Consider the following 15,984-nt stretch of genomic DNA (forward strand, 5'->3'; position numbering starts at 1 on the left):
GTACTGCGTGATCTACCGGATCACTTGCGCTTCTTGACCTCTTCGGTCAGCTGCGGGGCGACGTTGAACAGGTCGCCCACGATGCCGTAGTCGGCGATCTCGAAGATCGGCGCCTCTTCGTCCTTGTTGACGGCGACGATGGTCTTCGAGGTCTGCATGCCGGCGCGGTGCTGGATGGCGCCCGAGATGCCCAGGGCGACATAGAGCTGCGGCGACACCGTCTTACCGGTCTGACCGACCTGGAACTGACCCGGGTAGTAGCCGGAGTCGACGGCGGCGCGCGAGGCGCCGACAGCGGCACCGAGCGCGTCGGCGAGCTCCTCGACGACCGAGAACTTCTCGGCGCTACCGACACCGCGACCACCGGAGACGACGATCGACGCCTCGGTGAGCTCGGGACGGTCGCCACCGATGTTCGGCTCGACCTTGGTGATCTTGACGGCGTTCTCGGCAGCTGCCGGGACCTCGACGTCGACACGCTCGCCGGCACCGGCCTGCGGAGCGGCCTCGACGCCACCGGGGCGGATCGAGATCACCGGGGTGTCGCCCTTGGCCTGCGCCTCGACGGTGAACGCGCCACCGAAGATCGAGTGGATGCCCACGCCGCCTTCCTTGACGTCGACGACGTCGGCGAGCACACCCGAGCCGAGACGCACGGCGAGACGACCGGCGATCTCCTTGCCGTCGGCGGTGGCCGCGACCAGGACCGCTGCCGGAGCAGCGCTCTCGGCGATCGAGGACAGCACATCGACCTGCGGGTTGATCAGGTAGCCGGCCGCGTCGTCGGACTCGGCGACGTAGACCTTCTCGGCGCCGGCTTCCTTGAGGCCGTCGATGATCGCGTCGGCCGAACCGGGCTTGCCGACGACGACAGCCGACGGGGTACCGAGAGCGCGGGCGGCGGTGATGAGCTCGCTGGTGACCTTCTTCAGGGCGCCTTCGGCGTCCTGCTCCACGAGCACGAGTACTTCTGCCATGTTGGTTTTCTCCTGAATGTCTGGGGTTCGCCGGATGGACTGGTGGGGAAGATCAGATGATCTTCTGGCCGACCAGGTACTCGGCGACCTTCGTGCCGCCGTCGCCTTCGTCGGTGACGCGCTCGCCCGCGGTCTTCGGCGGCTTCGGGGTGGAGGAGTTCACGACGCTGCCGGCGTTCTCCAGGCCCACGTCGGTCGGCTCGACGTCGATCTCGGCCAGCGAGACGACGGTGACTTCCTTCTTCTTCGCGGCCATGATGCCCTTGAAGGACGGGAAGCGGGGCTCGTTGATCTTCTCGTTGACCGAGACGATCGCCGGGAGCTGTGCCTCGACGTGGAAGATGCCCTCGTCGGTCTCGCGCTCGCCCTTGAGGGTCTCGCCCTCGAGGGTCAGCTTGCGCAGGTGGGTCAGGTGCGGGAGCTCGAGGTACTCGGCGATCATGGCCGGGATCGCGCCGACGCGGCCGTCGGTGGCCTCGTTGCCGGCGATGACGAGTTCGACGCCCTCGACGGTGCCCAGTGCGCGGGCCAGGACGTAGGCGGTCTGGACCGCGTCCGAGCCGTGGAGCTGGTCGTCCTTGATGTGGATCGCCTTGTCGGCGCCCATCGACAGAGCCTTGCGGATGGCGTCGGTGGCGCGGTCGGGACCCGCAGTCAGGATGGTGACCTCACCGCCGTCGGCTTCCTTGATCTTCAGCGCTTCCTCGACGGCGCGCTCGTTGATCTCGTCCAGAACCGCGTCAGCTGCCTCGCGGTCCAAGGTGTAGTCGTCGTCGGACAACTTGCGCTCGGACCACGTGTCGGGAACCTGCTTGATCAGTACGACAATGTTTGTCATTGGTCTACGTCGACCTCCTGCGTCGGGTTCGGCAACTTACCGGCGGGTAAGGCCATGGGTCTCCACCACTTTAGCGTCTCCTATGTTCTCACTAAACATTGACTACCTCACACTTTGGACCGGCGTCGTACCTGGACAGGGAACCCTGCAGCGATCACGCACGATCGCTCGGTCGGTCGCGCCGCCGGGACGAACCGGGAGGCCGCGACCCCATGCCCTACGCTCTTGCAGATGACTGACGCAGACCTCGGTTCTCCGCCGACGGCCGGGATGACCGGTCTGGAGTCCCTCGACGCCGACCAACAGCTGGCGCTGACCGGTGAACGGACGGTTCCGGGCATCCCCGCGGAGAACTACTGGTTCCGCCGCCACGAGATCGCCTACCGCCACATCCTCGACCGCTGCCGGGGACGCGAGATCCTGGAAGCCGGATCCGGCGAGGGCTACGGGGCCGCGATGATCGCCGACGCCGGGGCGTCGTCGGTGGTCTGCGTCGATTACGACACCTCGGCGGTCGAACACACCCGTCGCCGCTACCCCGGGCTCGTCGTGCACCAGGGCAATCTGATCGATCTTCCGCTGGCCGACGCCTCGGTGGATCTCGTGGTGAACTTCCAGGTGATCGAACACCTCTGGGACCAGGCCGCATTCATCGCCGAATGCCGACGCGTGCTGCGTCCGGGCGGCGAGCTGCTGATCTCGACGCCCAACCGGATCACCTTCTCCCCCGGCCGCGACACCCCTCTCAACCCGTTCCACACCCGTGAGCTGAACGCCGCCGAACTCACCGCACTGATCGTCGAGGGCGGGTTCGCCCTCGACGCGATGCTCGGCGTGCACCACGGACCGCGGCTGACCGCGCTCGACGAGAAGTGGGGCGGATCGCTGATCGACGCCCAGATCGAGCGTGCCCTCGCCGGCGAACCGTGGCCGGCCGACCTGGTCGACGACGTCGCCGGGGTGGCCGCCGAGGACTTCGCCGTGCTCGACGCGCGCGACTCCGACATCGATGCCTCGCTCGACCTGTTCGCGGTGGCGACCCGGGCCTGAGCAATGACCATCAGCACCCCCGAGGTTCCGGGACAGTTCACCTTCGTCCTGCACTCCCACCTGCCCTGGCTGGCAAATCACGGTCGCTGGCCGGTCGGTGAGGAATGGCTCTACCAGTCGTGGGCGTCGTCGTACATCCCACTGCTCGACGTCCTCGAGCGCCTCGCCGACGACGGTCTCACCGACCAGTTGACCCTCGGGATCACCCCGGTCCTGGCCGCGCAGCTCGACGACCCGCACTGTGCGTCGTCGATGTACGAATGGCTGGCCGACTGGCAGCTGCGGGCGACCGAGGCCGCGACGTCGAACGGTGCCGACCGCGCCGACGCCGGTCGCCGTGAGTACCTCGAAGCCCAGCGAGCGCTGGAGACCTTCGAGACGAAGTGGCGACACGGCGCCTCGCCGCTGATTCGTCGCGTCGCCTCGAGCGGGGTCGCCGAGATCCTCGGCGGACCGCTCGCGCATCCGTTCGCTCCGCTGCTCGATCCACGCCTGCGGACGTTCTTCCTCCGTGAGGGTCTCCACGACGCGCACGCGCGCTGGGGTTTCGACCCCGCAGGCATCTGGGCGCCCGAATGCGCCTTCGCGCCGGGCATGGAAGCCGAGTACGCCAGCGCCGGCGTCGGGCACTTCATGGTCGACGGCCCGACCCTCCACGGCGACACCGCACTCGGCCGCCCGGTCGGCGACAGCGGTGTCATCGCCTATGGACGCGACCTCACGGTGAGTTACCGCGTGTGGTCGCCGAAGTCGGGCTATCCCGGCCACGCCGCCTACCGCGACTTCCACACCTACGACCACGAATCGGGACTCAAGCGGTTCCGCGTCACGGGTCGCTCGGTGCCGGGCGACGAGAAGAAGCCCTACGACCCGGCACACGTCGACGCAGTGATCGACCGACACGTCGAGGATTTCGTCGGGCATGTCCGCGAGCGCCTCATCGTGGAGTCGACGCGCATCGGCCGCGACGCCCTGGTGGTCGCGGCCTTCGACACCGAGCTCTTCGGGCATTGGTGGCATGAGGGTCCGATCTGGCTCGAACGCGTCCTTCGTCGCCTGCCCGAGGTCGGGGTGAAGGTCGGAACCCTCGCCGGCGCAACGCGATCCGGACTCGTCGGCGAGCCGGTCGATCTCCCCGCGTCGTCGTGGGGGTCGGGTAAGGACTGGCGCGTGTGGAACGGTCCACAGGTGCAGCATCTCGTCACCCTCAACGAGGAGGTGACCGAGACCGCCCTCGACGCCGTGGCCAAACTCCTCGCCGGTGGCGGAGAGCGCAGCCGTGTCGCCGATCAGATCGTCCGGGAGACGCTGCTCACGGTGTCCTCCGACTGGCCTTTCATGGTGTCGAAGGACACTGCCGCGCAGTACGCTGTCTCCCGTGCGCACACGCACGCGCACGCCACGCGGGAGATCAGCGACGCCGCACTCCGTGGTCGCGACGACGCGGCGGCGGCGCTCGCGCAGAACTGGGCGCGGGCCGACAATCTCTTCCCCGCACTCGACGCGCGCCGTCTGCACGCGATCCTGACCGCGGATGCCGAGGGGAGCATCGGATGAAAGTGTTGTTCGTGTCGTGGGAGTACCCACCCGTCGTCGTCGGCGGACTGGGTCGGCATGTGCATCACCTCGCCACCGAGATGGCCGCCGCCGGACACGATGTGGCGGTCCTGACCCGACGCCCGTCGGGCACCGATGCGGTCAGCCATCCGACGACCGACACCGTCGTCGACGGCGTGCGCGTGATCGCGGTCGCCGAGGACCCGCCGGAGTTCGAGTTCGGTCAGGACATGATGGCCTGGACTCTCGCCATGGGACACTCGTTCATCCGTGCCGGGCTCAGGATCCTGGCCGGCGAACGGGCTTTCGCCGATTCCACCGCACGATGGATCCCCGAGGTCGTGCACGCGCATGACTGGCTGGTCGCCCACCCGGCGATCGCGCTGGCCGAATTCTTCGACGTGCCACTGGTTTCCACCATCCACGCCACCGAAGCCGGTCGGCACAGCGGCTGGGTCAGCGGCCGCACCAATCGGCAGGTGCACTCGGTCGAATGGTGGCTCGTCGCCGAATCCGACGCTCTCATCACCTGTTCGGCATCCATGCGCGACGAGGTGAACCGGCTCTTCGGTTACGACGCCGCCGACATCGCGGTGATCCACAACGGAATCGACATCCGCACATGGCCGTTCGCGGCCCGCACGCGGACCGTCGGCCCGGCGGAACTGTTGTTCGCCGGTCGCCTCGAGTACGAGAAGGGTGTGCAGGACCTGCTGGCCGCACTCCCCCGTATCCGTCGGAGCCACCCGGGTACCACTCTCACCATCGCCGGTGACGGCACCCAGCGGGAGTGGCTGATGGAGCAGGCCCGCAAGCATCGTGTGAGCAAGGCGGTGCGGTTCATCGGCGCCGTCGACCACGACCAGCTGGTGACCCTCATGCACCGCTGCGACGCGATCGTCTTGCCGAGCCGCTACGAGCCGTTCGGCATCGTCGCCCTCGAGGCGGCGGCCACCGGCATCCCGCTGATCGTCTCGACCGCCGGCGGCCTGGGCGAGGCCGTGCAGGAACCCGACACCGGCCTCACCTTCGAACCGGCCGACGTCGCCGGGCTCGCCGCTGCGGTACGGGCGACGCTCTCGGACCCCGGCGCCGCAGCGCAACGGGCTGTCCGCGCACGGGCCCGACTGACCGCCGAGTTCTCCTGGGCCGAGGTTGCCGAACGCACCGCGTCGGTGCACCTGGCCGCCAAGCGCCGGGTGCGCCATCCGGTCGGACGACCGGACATTCCGATGCGTCCGTTGCCCGAACGCGACCCGGCGAAGCCCGACCACCCCGTTCCCTGAGCGCCTACCGCCCTTCCGCCGCAGCCTTTTCCGCCGCCGCTTTCTTGCGTTCGATGTCGGCGAGGGCGCGTTCGAGTTCGGCGCGCTGCTCGGCGTTCTCGGCCCAGTCGTCCATGCGGTTCTTGACCACGCGAGCCGGCGCCCCGACCGCGACCGAGTAGTCCGGGATCATCCCCTTGACCACCGCGTGCGAGCCGAGGACACAGCCTCGGCCGACGATGGTGTTGCGCAGCACCGACACCTTGGCCGCGACCCACGTGTCCGGGCCGATGCGGACCGGGCCCTTCACGATGCCCTGATCCTTGATGGGCAGCGTGATGTCGTCCATCTTGTGGTCGAAGTCGCAGATATAGCACCAATCGGCGACGAGGGTGGATCCACCGATCTCGAGGTCGAGGTAGGCGTTCACCACGTTGTTGCAGCCGAAGACGGTCTTGTCGCCGATCTTCAGGCTGCCCTCGTGGCAGCGGATCGAGTTGCCGTCGCCGATGTGGACCCAGCGGCCGATCTCCATCCGGGCGAGCTCCGGGGTGCAGTGGATCTCCACGTTGCGGCCGAGGAACACCATGCCGCGCAGCACAACGTGCGGGTTGGCCAGACGGAACTTCGCGAGACGGTAGTAACGGACCAGGTACCACGGGGTGTACGCGCGGTTGCGTTTCACCCAGCGCAGCGAATCGAGAGTGAGGAATCGCGCCTGCTCGGGGTCGCGGCGACGGCCGGCGCGGCGTCGGGACCGGTAGGAGGCGTTCCACATGGTGGTCATGGGACAAACCCTAAACGACCCGAAAATCGCGCACGATAGGCTCACTGCTGGCACGACGCGTGCCGGTGAGGACCGACGATGAGGAGCGCCGATGGCCTTGGCACGACCGCAGGTGTCCCGACACCGCCGATCTGCGCTGACCCGCCTGTTCGTCGCCGTCACGGCCGTGAGCTCGCTGGTGCTCGCCGGCTGCTCCGACGGTCACATCGACGTACGCTCGATCCCGAGCGTCGGCTGGCCCAGCTACGGCGGCGTGCCCGGCAACGCGAACTTCGCCTACGCCGACGTCCCCGATGATCTGACCCTCAGCTGGACCCGACCCACCGGCGGTCCGGTCACGGCGCCGGTCACGATCTCCGGCAAGGGCAATGTGGGGGTCACGTCGAATGCCACCCAGGGTTGCAACGTCCTGGTGCTCGACGGCCGGTCGGGACGCAAGAACTTCTGCAAGGACATGCGTGCCGGGGTCGAGGTCAACGCGATGCTCGTCGACCAGTACGACCAGCCGTACCTCGGCGAGGAGGCCACCTTCCTCGCGTTCAACGCCGGTGGTGCGATCCGCTGGCGCGCCGGCGTGATCGGTGTCCCGCTGTCGGCGAAGTTCGCTGCGCCGAACGAGGTGCTGGTGACGACGACGCAGGGCCAGATCCTCTTGATCGACACCCAGCGCAACGAGCTCGTCGCCCCCGAGGTGAAGCTGCGCGACGACGCCGATCCGGAGGAGCCGCTCCTCGGCTTCGGCGACTGTGTGCGCAACGGACCGCAGTGCGCGATCCCGGCACCCGCGGCGGTCGACACCGACCGGGAACGCTTCTACCTCAACTTCTTCCCGCAGGGCGCGGCGTCGTCGCAGATCCGGGCGATGAAGTACAACAAGGTCGCCGGCAAGCGCGAGGTGCGAACCGCGTGGCAGACCGACGTCCCGAGCGGCGTCATCGGTACGCCGACCCTGTCCGCCGACGGTGCGACGCTCTACGCCTTCTCGCGCGACGGCAAGATCGTCGCCCTGAACACCGAGAACGGGTCGACCAAGTGGACCCAGGACATCGGCGGCCACGGCTTCGCGACGATGACCGTGTCGCCCGACGGCCTGATCATCCCCACCGGTTCGCTCGGTGCCCCGCTCACGCTGTACCGAGACGCGGGTGACCGCGCCGAAAAGGTGTGGCAGCGCACCGATCTCGCCACGGTGAGCCTGTCTGCGTTGACCCAGCAGAAGACCGCCTGGACGGTCGTCCGCGACGCCGGCAAGGACACGCTGTCGCTGGTGGAGGTCTCCACCGACGACGGGGCGACGAAACGCACCCTGCCACTGCCGAATTCGTCGGGTTTCGCGACCGGCGTCTCGGTCTCCTACTGGGGCCAGATCGCGACCGCGACCAACCTCGGCGAGGTGTACTTCTTCGACAGCAAGGCCAACCTGGGATAAAGCGCCGGAACCAGAATGCGGGCTGAGTGCCGGAAACCGGCACTCAGCCCGCATCGTGTTTGTGCGTGGTCGCTCAGAGCTCCTGGCTCGCTGCGTCGGGATTGAGGAAGAACAATCCCGCGATCCGGCCGTCGGCGTCGAACGCCACGCGGAAAACCATCTCCCCGGCCTCCTGCTCGAGCGGCACGTCTACCACCGTGTGGAGGCCGTGACCGCGCACGAAAGGCGTTCCGGTCCTCTCGAGTTCACCGTGGAGTGCCACCACCGACGCCCAAGCGTCGGCCAGTGCGGCGTCGGACAGGGCAGCCGTCATGGTCTCGTCGAAACGTGCTGTGACGGTCGCCCACTCGGCCTCGGTGATCTTCTCGATGACGTCAAGGGCCATGGCGTCGGCGTGGGCAATCGTGACTTTCTGCATGGGTGCTCCTGTTCTGGGATCGATGGGTTTGCCGAAGCGTTGGAACGCCGCCTGACGGGTGACGCCGACGACGTCGCCGATCTCCTGCCAGGTACACCCGAACTCGCGCGCCGAACGAGCCGTGGCACTGAGCAATTCCTCTGCGCGACGGCCCAATTGGAGTGCGTCATGGACTCTGGTCAGAGCCGCTTCGCGGGCACCCGGGTCACCCGGTTCGGAACCGGGTCCGGTCGCCACGCTGCGCGCGTATCGCTCGATCTCCCGTGCTGTTTCTTCCACCTCGGACACTTGTAAAGGATAGGTTTACAAGCACCCGGGTGTCAAGCTCCGGTTTACAAGCGATCGGGTCAGAACCTGATTCCCGGCTCGCAGATGAAGGCGGTTCCCTTGCGTCCAATCCGGGTGAGCACCACCGACAGTGGCCGGGCGCCCTTGGGTTTGAGCTTCTTGCGGAGCTGATCGGGATCGACGTCGAGGCCGCGGACGAGGATCTCGAGCGGCCCGCAACCGTGCGCGGCCAGGGCCTTGCGGAGAACCTTCTCCGTCACCCCCACCTGCTCGATCACGCGGAACCCACGTGCCCCCGCAGGCACCGAATCGCCGGTCAGGTAGGCGATCTGGGGATCGAGCTGCCACAGGCCGAAACGGTGGGCGTAGTGCTTGACGAGACCGGCACGCACGACGGCACCATCCGGGTCGACGATCCACTCCCCCGCCTCGCCTGTCGGCACGTCGTCGTCCTCGTGATCGGTGATCTCGAACTGCGACACCGTCCCGTCGGGCCGCGTACGCAGAACCGTTGCCCGGCGCCGGGTCTCGATCCCCGGCCCCGACCACAGGCACGCTTCCCGGACACCGCCGTCGAGCGAGGTCACCTGGACCTCGCCGTCGAATCCGAACCGATTGCGCAGCAACTGATGATCCAGTCCGGGAGCACATTTCACGATCAGTACGCGGCCCGCATAGGTGGCGAGCAGTTCCAGCAGCGGTGGGGTCAGTTGGTCGAGGCGGAAGATCCGGCCGGCGTCGGACCGTCGCGCGGGGTCGGCGAGGAGTACGTCCGCAGTCGAGGTCGGGGTGAGCGCGTCGGCGACGAGGAGCGTCGCGTCGGGTACGTTGTGGCGCGCCATCGCGAGCCGGACGCGGTCGAGGTCGCTGCCGATCACTCCGGTGATCCCGTTGACGCGCACCAGTTCTCGTAGCTCCGCACCGATCGAGCAGGTCATGTCGTGGACCACCGACGCCGGAAACCGGGCGGCGATCTCAGCGGCGCGGTGCGCGGCGACGACCGAGGCGGTCGCCTGCTGCACGCCGTCGTCGGTGAGCAACAACTCGGCCGGGTCCCGCAGTTTCGACGCGGCTCGTCGACGGTTCCGGACGGTCTCGATCAGCGCGGCATCATGCGGTGCATACCGGCTGCGGACCTCGGTGATGTCGGACAGCATCGACGCCGGGGTGAGGGCCAGAGCCGACACCGTCTCCAGGGCCTTCTCACCATGCCGCGACCGCAGGAAGGCGACGTCGTCGAGACTGAAGGAGTAGCTCATGATCCTTGCAGGCTACCGTCGTGGCCCGCGTCTCCCCGGGCCGCCCGCCGCGTCGCAGAGCCTACTGACGCAGCTCCACGAGGGATGTGACGATCGTGGTCCGATCGCCGGTCGCCAGCGACTCGTCGTCCGGGTCCTGATCGGCCAGCACCACGTGTCTGGCGTTGGCGACGTTCAGCAGATGCACCGTGCCCTCGACGTCGAGAGCGATCGGTTCACGCTTCGCGATGACCTCGTGGAGGAACTGCCTCACCTCCGGTACCGGATCACTGAAGAGCAGACGGATCTCGAACTCATCGGACGTCAGCAGGGTGGCCATAGCCCATGGTTGCACGCAGGAAGCGGCCCCGGTCCCGAAAACGACGATCGGGCCGCCGCAGAGGCGACGACCCGATCGGTAGAGAGAATGCGCGCTATAACCCTGCGCTTTCTACGAATCGCCGGGCTTGGTGCCGGTGACCACCACGTTGTAGAAGAACTTCTGCGGCACGACCTTGCGCAAGACGTTCTCGTCGAGCCAGGTCAGGCGCTTCCAGCCGCCGAACGCGAACCGCGCCCAGCCCCAGCCGAGCTTCTCCGGCGGCACCGCGGCCTCGAAGGTGCGGACCGGCCAGCCGAGCATGGCGGCGGCCAGTTCCTCGGTGGCGGTGGCGACCTTGGCGGCTCCGGCGGAACGGGCGATGCCGGCCAGCTCGTCGGGATCGAAGGTGTGGATGTCGACGACGGCCTCTAGAGCCGCGGCACGCGAGGACTCGTCGAGCTCCTCCTGCGGACGCCGCCAGCTCTGCAGCGGCCCGAACTTGGTCACGTTGGTGGTGACGGCCCACGTCGCGCGGCTCATCCAGCGCGCGTAGAAGTCGCCGATGGTCGACGGCTCGCCGGCGAAGATGAAACGACCGCCAGGCTTGAGCACGCGCAGCACCTCGCGCAGCGCCTGCTCGACGTCGGGGATGTGGTGCAGCACAGCGTGTCCGACGACGAGGTCGAAGGTGTTGTCGTCGTACGGGATCTTCTCCGCGTCGGCAACCCGGCCGTCGACGTCGAGTCCCAGGTTCTCGGCGTTGCGCAGTGCGACCTTCACCATGCCCGGCGACAGGTCGGTGACCGAACCCTTGTCGGCGACACCCGACTGCATGAGGTTCAGCAGGAAGAAGCCAGTGCCGCAACCGAGTTCCATCGCGCGCCCGTACGGCAGCGGCTCGTCGATCTCGATGGCGTCGAAACGTCCACGCGCGTAATCGATGCAGCGCTCGTCGAAGCTGATCGACCACTTCTCGTCGTAGGTCTCGGCCTCCCAGTCGTGGTAGAGCACCTGGGCGAGCTTGGTGTCCTTCAGAGCGGCCTGCACCTGTTCCTCGGTGGCATGCGGATTCGGCGCCGGATCGATACCCGGAGTGGCGTCGGTGGTCATGATCGCTTCCTTGTCGCGTGGGTCGGTCAGTCGTGATGTTGGTGGGGCCGCGCCGTCAGCGACCGGTGAACTCCGCCTTGCCGGGACCGTTCTCCACGAACGACTTCATACCGATGGCACGGTCCTCGGTGGCGAACAGCGCCGCGAAGAGCTGCTCCTCGATCTTGAGTCCGGTGTGGAGGTCGACGCCGAGCCCCTGGTCGACGGCCTTCTTGGCGGCGGCGATCGCCACTGACGCGGCATTGGTGAACTGACCCGCCCAGGCCAGTGCGGCGTTGTAGACCTCGTCGGGGGCGACGACCTCGTCGACCAGGCCGATCGCGAGTGCCTCCTCGGCGCCGACGAACCGGCCGGTGAAGATGAGGTCCTTGGCCTTGGCCGGTCCGATGAGCCGCGCCAGACGCTGCGTACCGCCACCACCGGGGATGAGTCCGAGGAGAACCTCGGGCACGCCGAGTTTCGCGTTGTCACCGGCGATCCGGCGGTCGGCTCCCAGCGCGACTTCGAGGCCGCCGCCCAGCGCGTAGCCGGTGATGGCCGCGACCGTGGGCTTCGGGATCTCGGAGATGGCGCCGAGGTCGCGCTGCAGACGACCGGCGACCTTGCTCATCTCGGCGTAGCTGAGGTCGTTCATCTCCTTGATGTCGGCGCCGGCGGCGAGGACCTTGGGTCCGCCGTAGACGACGACGGCCTTGATGTCGTCGCGGAGGGTCGCCTCCTCGGCGGCCGCGGCCAGTTCGGCCTGCACCTGGCGGCTCAACGCGTTCATCGGCGGGCGGGCCAGCAGGATGGTGCCCACGCCGGGATGGTCGTCGGACGTTTCGAGGGTCACGAACTCAGGCATCCTCGAAGGCTACCGTCTGGTAAGTCGGCGCGGTGTCGCAGCCCGGTGTCATCAGCCTGCGACAACCCACGCGTCACATCCGCGCGCCCTACAGTTGGCGACATGGCCAAAGGCGCGGGTTCCGCAGGTGAGCCGATCGAGCTGACGGTGGGTTACCGCACCGTCCGCCTGTCCAGCCCTGATCGCGTGTACTTCACCGAACGCGGCGAGACCAAGCGCGACCTCGCCGAGTACTACCTGTCGGTGGGTGACGGCATCGTGCGGGCGCTGCGCGAACGTCCCTGCATGCTGCACCGTTTCCCCAAGGGCGTCAGCGGCAACAAGGTGCACCAGAAGCGGGTCCCGGCGGGCGCACCGGACTGGCTGGAGACCACCGAGATCTACTTCCCCCGCTACGGACGCACCGCCGACGAGCTGTGCGTGACCGAGCTGGCATCGGTGATCTGGGCGGTACAGATGTCGACGGTCGAGTTCCACCCCTGGAACTCACGCCGCGCCGACCCCGAATCCCCCGACGAGTGGCGCATCGACCTCGACCCCATGCCGGACTGCACCTTCTCACGCATCCAGCGGGTGGCCCACGTCGTCGAGGAGGTTCTCGACGAGCTGGGCATGCGCGGCTTCCCGAAGACCTCGGGTGGTCGCGGTCTGCACATCTACGTGCGCATCGCCCCCGAGTGGGGGTTCCCTCAGGTCCGGCGCGCCGCGCTCGCGTTCGCCCGCGAGGTCGAGCGCCGGGCACCCAAAGACGTCACGACAACGTGGTGGCGCAAGGATCGCGACCCGGCAGCCGTGTTCGTCGACTACAACCAGAACACCCGCGACCACACCATGGCGTCGGCCTACTCGGTGCGCGGCAACCAACGCGCGACGGTGTCCACGCCGATCCGCTGGAACGAGATCGACGACATCGAACCCGACGACTTCACCATCGCCACCGTGCCCGCGCGATTCGCCGAACTCGGCGACCTGCACGCCGAGATCGACGACGTCGCCCACCGGCTCGACACGCTGCTCGACTGGGCGGATCGCGAGGACATCGCCGAGGACGAGGACGACGCCGTCGATCTCGACGAGCCGTGAGGATCTACAGCGTGATCTCGGGCGGCGTCTGATCGCCGAGCGTGCGGAAGTACTCGTCGGAGCCGGGGAACCCGAGTCCGGCGAGCCCGGCGCCCGGGGTGGTGTTCGGCAGGATGCACTCGACGGACCGCTCGGCGGCCAGCAGCTCATCGACACTCGGGAAGCCGCTGACGTAGTGCAGCTGCGCCCAGGTCGGCGGCATCAGGAAGTGCTTGCCGTCGGCCCAGGCGTCGATCGCGACGCGGGCGTTGACCCAGCGCGCCACCTCGGCCTCGGTGGTCTCGGCGTCGGCCTGCTGGCCCTCGGGCATGGCAGCGAGGAAGAACCGGGTGTCGTAGCGACGCTTCTCGTTGACCGGGGTGATCCAGTGCGCGAGCGGACTCAGCAGATCGGCACGCAGGGTGAGGCCGCGCGCGGTGAGGAACTCGGCGAAGGACAGAGACTTCTCGACGAGCTGTTGCCGGTCGTCGGCGAGGGCGCCCGGGTCGGCGAAAGAACCGTCGGCGGTGGTCGCGAGCAGAACGCCGCATTCCTCGAAGGTCTCGCGGACGGCCGCGCACACGAGCGCCTGGGCGAGCTCGTCATCGGTGTTGAACTGCTCGGCCCACCACGCCGCTTGCGGCCCGGTCCAGGCCACGTGGGCGCCGGCGTCGCGCTTGTCGACGCCGCCACCCGGGAATACGGTCATGCCGCCGGCGAAAGCCATCTGCTTCACCCGACGCTGCAGGAACACCTCGATGCCGTCGGCGGAGTCACGGACCAGGACGACCGTCGCGGCATCGCGGATCGGTGCGGACACGACCTCGGGTCCCTGATCGGTGGATGTCATCAGTTGCCTCCTGCTCGACGGTGACCGCCCGCGCGGCGACGGCGTCGAGCGAAGTACCGGCCGTCGACCTTGTCGAGGATGATCTGCTGCCGGAAGGCGGCCGTCAGGTTCTCACTGGTCAGCACCTCCTCGAGGAGGCCCTGCGCCACGACGCCACCCTCGGACAGGATCAGCGCGTGCGTGAACCCCTCCGGGATCTCCTCCACATGATGGGTGATCAGCACGATGGCGGGAGCGTCGGGGTCGGCGGCGAGGGTCGCGAGGCGGTCGACGAGTTCTTCGCGGCCGCCGAGGTCGAGACCGGCGGCCGGCTCGTCGAGCAGCAGGAGTTCGGGGTCGGTCATGAGGGCGCGGGAGATGATCACGCGCTTGCGCTCCCCCTCCGACAGGGTGCCGAAGGTGCGGTCGGCGAGATGCTCCGCGCCCATCGACTCCAGCGATTCGACGGCCTGGTCGCGGTCCATGTCGTCGTAGGCCTCGCGCCAGCGCCCCAGGACGGCGTAGCCGGCGGAGATGACGACGTCGCTGACGACCTCGTGGTCGGGCACGCGGTCGACGAGGGCGGGACTGGCGACGCCGATCCGCGTCGCGAGTTCGCGGATCTCGATCCGGCCGAGCTTCTCGTTCAGCACGAATGCGGTGCCCGACGTCGGGTGCAGTTCGGCACCCGCCAGTCGCAGAAGTGTCGTCTTACCGGCACCGTTGGGCCCGATGATGACCCAGCGTTCGTCCAGTTCGACCTGCCAGGACAGCGGGCCGACAAGCGTTTTGCCGCCACGGACGATCGCGACGTCGCGGAAGTCGATCAAGAGGTCGGGATCGGATTCGGTCACGACCCCTATCCTGCCTCACGCCCGTCCGTTCGACCGGTTCGGCTCAGCCGTGTCCGATACACGTCACGGGAATACACCGACCGGTTCGCCGGGTTGATGGACTACGTGACCGCTCAACACCTTCCTCTGTCCATCCTGGATCTCGCCACCGTCGGCCGCGACGAGACCGTCGCGGAAAGTCTCGCCGCCAGTGTCGATCTCGCGCAGAACGCGGAGAAGTGGGGATACAAGCGGATCTGGTACGCCGAACACCACAACATGTCGGCGATCGCGTCGTCGGCGCCTGCTGTGCTCATCGCGCACATCGCCGCCCACACCTCGACCATCCGCCTCGGTGCCGGCGGCGTCATGCTGCCCAACCACGCCCCGCTCACCATCGCCGAGCAGTTCGGCACCCTCGCCGAACTCCATCCCGGCCGCATCGACCTCGGACTCGGCCGCGCCCCGGGCAGCGACCAGCAGACCTTCCAGGCCCTGCGTCGCACCCACGCGTCAGCCGAACGGTTCCCGCACGACGTTCTCGAACTGCAGGCGTTCCTCGGCGACGAGTCCCGCATCGAAGGCGTCCGCGCCACGCCGGGCGCCGGGACCCACATACCGCTCTACATCCTGGGTTCGTCGCTCTTCGGCGCGCAGCTCGCCGCCGCCCTCGGACTCCCCTACGCCTTCGCGTCGCACTTCGCACCGCAGGCCCTGACGCAGGCAGTCGAGTTGTACCGCCGCGAGTTCCGGCCGTCGGAGGTGCTCGCCGAGCCGTACGTGATCGCCGGTGTCGGCGTGATCGCCGACGACGATCCCGACGTCGCACAGCAGCAGTTGCAGATCGCCCGCCGTCAGCGCGTCTCCCTGCTCTACGGACGCGGCCGCACATTCACCGACGAAGAAGCCGACGCGGTGCTGTCGATGCCCCAAGGCCGCCAGATCGACGAGATGCTCACCTACGCCGGTATCGGGACGCCCGATGAGGTGCGACAGTACCTGAGCTGGTTCGCCGGACATGCCGATGCCGACGAGCTGATCGTTGCGTCGCTGGCACCGAGTCGCGACGTCTGGATGAGCACTCTCGGGCATCTCGCCCCGGCGAATTCGCCGGTGGCCGTAGGCGGTTGATCCCGG

The 15,984-nt window shown here is 68.1% G+C and carries 16 protein-coding genes; 6 read left to right on the top strand and 10 right to left on the bottom strand.

All coding sequences use genetic code 11. From position 1 onward, the window contains the following. Positions 1–20 precede the first annotated feature (20 nt). Both PWF70_RS16630 and PWF70_RS16635 read right to left on the bottom strand, forming a co-directional pair. A complete protein-coding gene (locus PWF70_RS16630; protein WP_035751235.1) occupies positions 21–977 on the bottom strand; it encodes an electron transfer flavoprotein subunit alpha/FixB family protein in 957 nt (318 codons plus the stop codon). Positions 978–1,029: 52 nt separating this feature from the next. Further along, positions 1,030–1,815 carry an electron transfer flavoprotein subunit beta/FixA family protein gene (locus PWF70_RS16635; RefSeq protein WP_035751234.1) on the bottom strand — a complete coding sequence of 262 codons (786 nt, stop codon included), beginning with the start codon at positions 1,813–1,815 and terminating at the stop codon, positions 1,030–1,032. Between the two features lie 231 nt (positions 1,816–2,046). Here PWF70_RS16635 and PWF70_RS16640 point away from each other — a divergent pair, with 231 nt between their 5' ends. The 3 genes from PWF70_RS16640 to PWF70_RS16650 are packed head-to-tail and all read left to right on the top strand — an operon-like array spanning position 2,047 to position 5,708. Then, a complete protein-coding gene (locus PWF70_RS16640; RefSeq protein ID WP_035751233.1) occupies positions 2,047–2,865 on the top strand; it encodes a class I SAM-dependent methyltransferase in 819 nt (272 codons plus the stop codon). Positions 2,866–2,868: 3 nt separating this feature from the next. Continuing rightward, positions 2,869–4,422, top strand: coding sequence for a 1,4-alpha-glucan branching protein domain-containing protein (locus tag PWF70_RS16645; RefSeq protein WP_035751232.1), 1,554 nt, complete (start codon positions 2,869–2,871; stop codon positions 4,420–4,422). Next, a complete protein-coding gene (locus PWF70_RS16650; RefSeq protein WP_035751231.1) occupies positions 4,419–5,708 on the top strand; it encodes a glycosyltransferase family 4 protein in 1,290 nt (429 codons plus the stop codon). Before PWF70_RS16645 ends, PWF70_RS16650 begins: the two co-directional genes overlap by 4 nt. 4 nt (positions 5,709–5,712) lie before the next feature. On the opposite strand, the gene PWF70_RS16655 is transcribed toward PWF70_RS16650, so the two are convergent. After that, positions 5,713–6,474: an acyltransferase gene (locus tag PWF70_RS16655; protein WP_006359415.1), complete on the bottom strand. Its 762-nt coding sequence runs from the start codon at positions 6,472–6,474 to the stop codon at positions 5,713–5,715. Positions 6,475–6,565: 91 nt separating this feature from the next. On the opposite strand from PWF70_RS16655, the gene PWF70_RS16660 reads away from it, so the two are divergent. After that, positions 6,566–7,903: an outer membrane protein assembly factor BamB family protein gene (locus PWF70_RS16660; protein ID WP_006359416.1), complete on the top strand. Its 1,338-nt coding sequence runs from the start codon at positions 6,566–6,568 to the stop codon at positions 7,901–7,903. Between the two features lie 73 nt (positions 7,904–7,976). Here the strand turns inward: PWF70_RS16660 and PWF70_RS16665 are convergent, their stop codons facing one another. From PWF70_RS16665 to PWF70_RS16685, 5 genes are all read right to left on the bottom strand, one after another. After that, positions 7,977–8,609 (bottom strand): DUF3887 domain-containing protein, encoded by a 633-nt coding sequence (locus PWF70_RS16665; RefSeq protein WP_075863827.1) that lies wholly within the window; start codon positions 8,607–8,609, stop codon positions 7,977–7,979. A gap of 59 nt (positions 8,610–8,668) precedes the next feature. After that, the gene (locus tag PWF70_RS16670; RefSeq protein ID WP_035751228.1) at positions 8,669–9,868 is read right to left on the bottom strand and encodes a class I SAM-dependent methyltransferase; all 1,200 of its coding nucleotides are present in this window, start codon (positions 9,866–9,868) and stop codon (positions 8,669–8,671) included. Between the two features lie 61 nt (positions 9,869–9,929). Continuing rightward, the gene (locus PWF70_RS16675) at positions 9,930–10,187 is read right to left on the bottom strand and encodes a hypothetical protein (RefSeq protein ID WP_006359419.1); all 258 of its coding nucleotides are present in this window, start codon (positions 10,185–10,187) and stop codon (positions 9,930–9,932) included. Positions 10,188–10,298: 111 nt separating this feature from the next. Beyond that, positions 10,299–11,279, bottom strand: a complete 981-nt coding sequence (locus PWF70_RS16680) for a class I SAM-dependent methyltransferase (RefSeq protein WP_127962721.1) — start codon at positions 11,277–11,279, stop codon at positions 10,299–10,301. Positions 11,280–11,334: 55 nt separating this feature from the next. Next, on the bottom strand, positions 11,335–12,123 hold the full coding sequence (locus tag PWF70_RS16685; RefSeq protein ID WP_075863829.1) for an enoyl-CoA hydratase-related protein: 789 nt from the start codon (positions 12,121–12,123) through the stop codon (positions 11,335–11,337). Positions 12,124–12,225: 102 nt separating this feature from the next. On the opposite strand from PWF70_RS16685, the gene ligD reads away from it, so the two are divergent. After that, entirely contained in the window at positions 12,226–13,206 is a 981-nt protein-coding gene (gene ligD / locus PWF70_RS16690) for a non-homologous end-joining DNA ligase (RefSeq protein ID WP_075863830.1), read from the top strand. 4 nt (positions 13,207–13,210) lie between these two features. Here the strand turns inward: ligD and PWF70_RS16695 are convergent, their stop codons facing one another. Together PWF70_RS16695 and PWF70_RS16700 are read right to left on the bottom strand one after the other, a co-directional pair. After that, positions 13,211–14,035 (bottom strand): NUDIX hydrolase, encoded by an 825-nt coding sequence (locus tag PWF70_RS16695; RefSeq protein ID WP_042377934.1) that lies wholly within the window; start codon positions 14,033–14,035, stop codon positions 13,211–13,213. Continuing rightward, the gene (locus tag PWF70_RS16700) at positions 14,035–14,868 is read right to left on the bottom strand and encodes an ABC transporter ATP-binding protein (RefSeq protein ID WP_006359424.1); all 834 of its coding nucleotides are present in this window, start codon (positions 14,866–14,868) and stop codon (positions 14,035–14,037) included. The genes PWF70_RS16695 and PWF70_RS16700 overlap by 1 nt, the downstream gene beginning before the upstream one ends. A 96-nt stretch (positions 14,869–14,964) precedes the next feature. On the opposite strand from PWF70_RS16700, the gene PWF70_RS16705 reads away from it, so the two are divergent. Continuing rightward, positions 14,965–15,978, top strand: coding sequence for an LLM class flavin-dependent oxidoreductase (locus PWF70_RS16705; RefSeq protein ID WP_006359425.1), 1,014 nt, complete (start codon positions 14,965–14,967; stop codon positions 15,976–15,978). The last annotated feature ends 6 nt before the right edge of the window (positions 15,979–15,984 follow it).

This window comes from Gordonia sp. Swx-4 (assembly GCF_030316175.1).
Classification (GTDB): Bacteria; Actinomycetota; Actinomycetes; order Mycobacteriales; family Mycobacteriaceae; genus Gordonia; species Gordonia alkanivorans.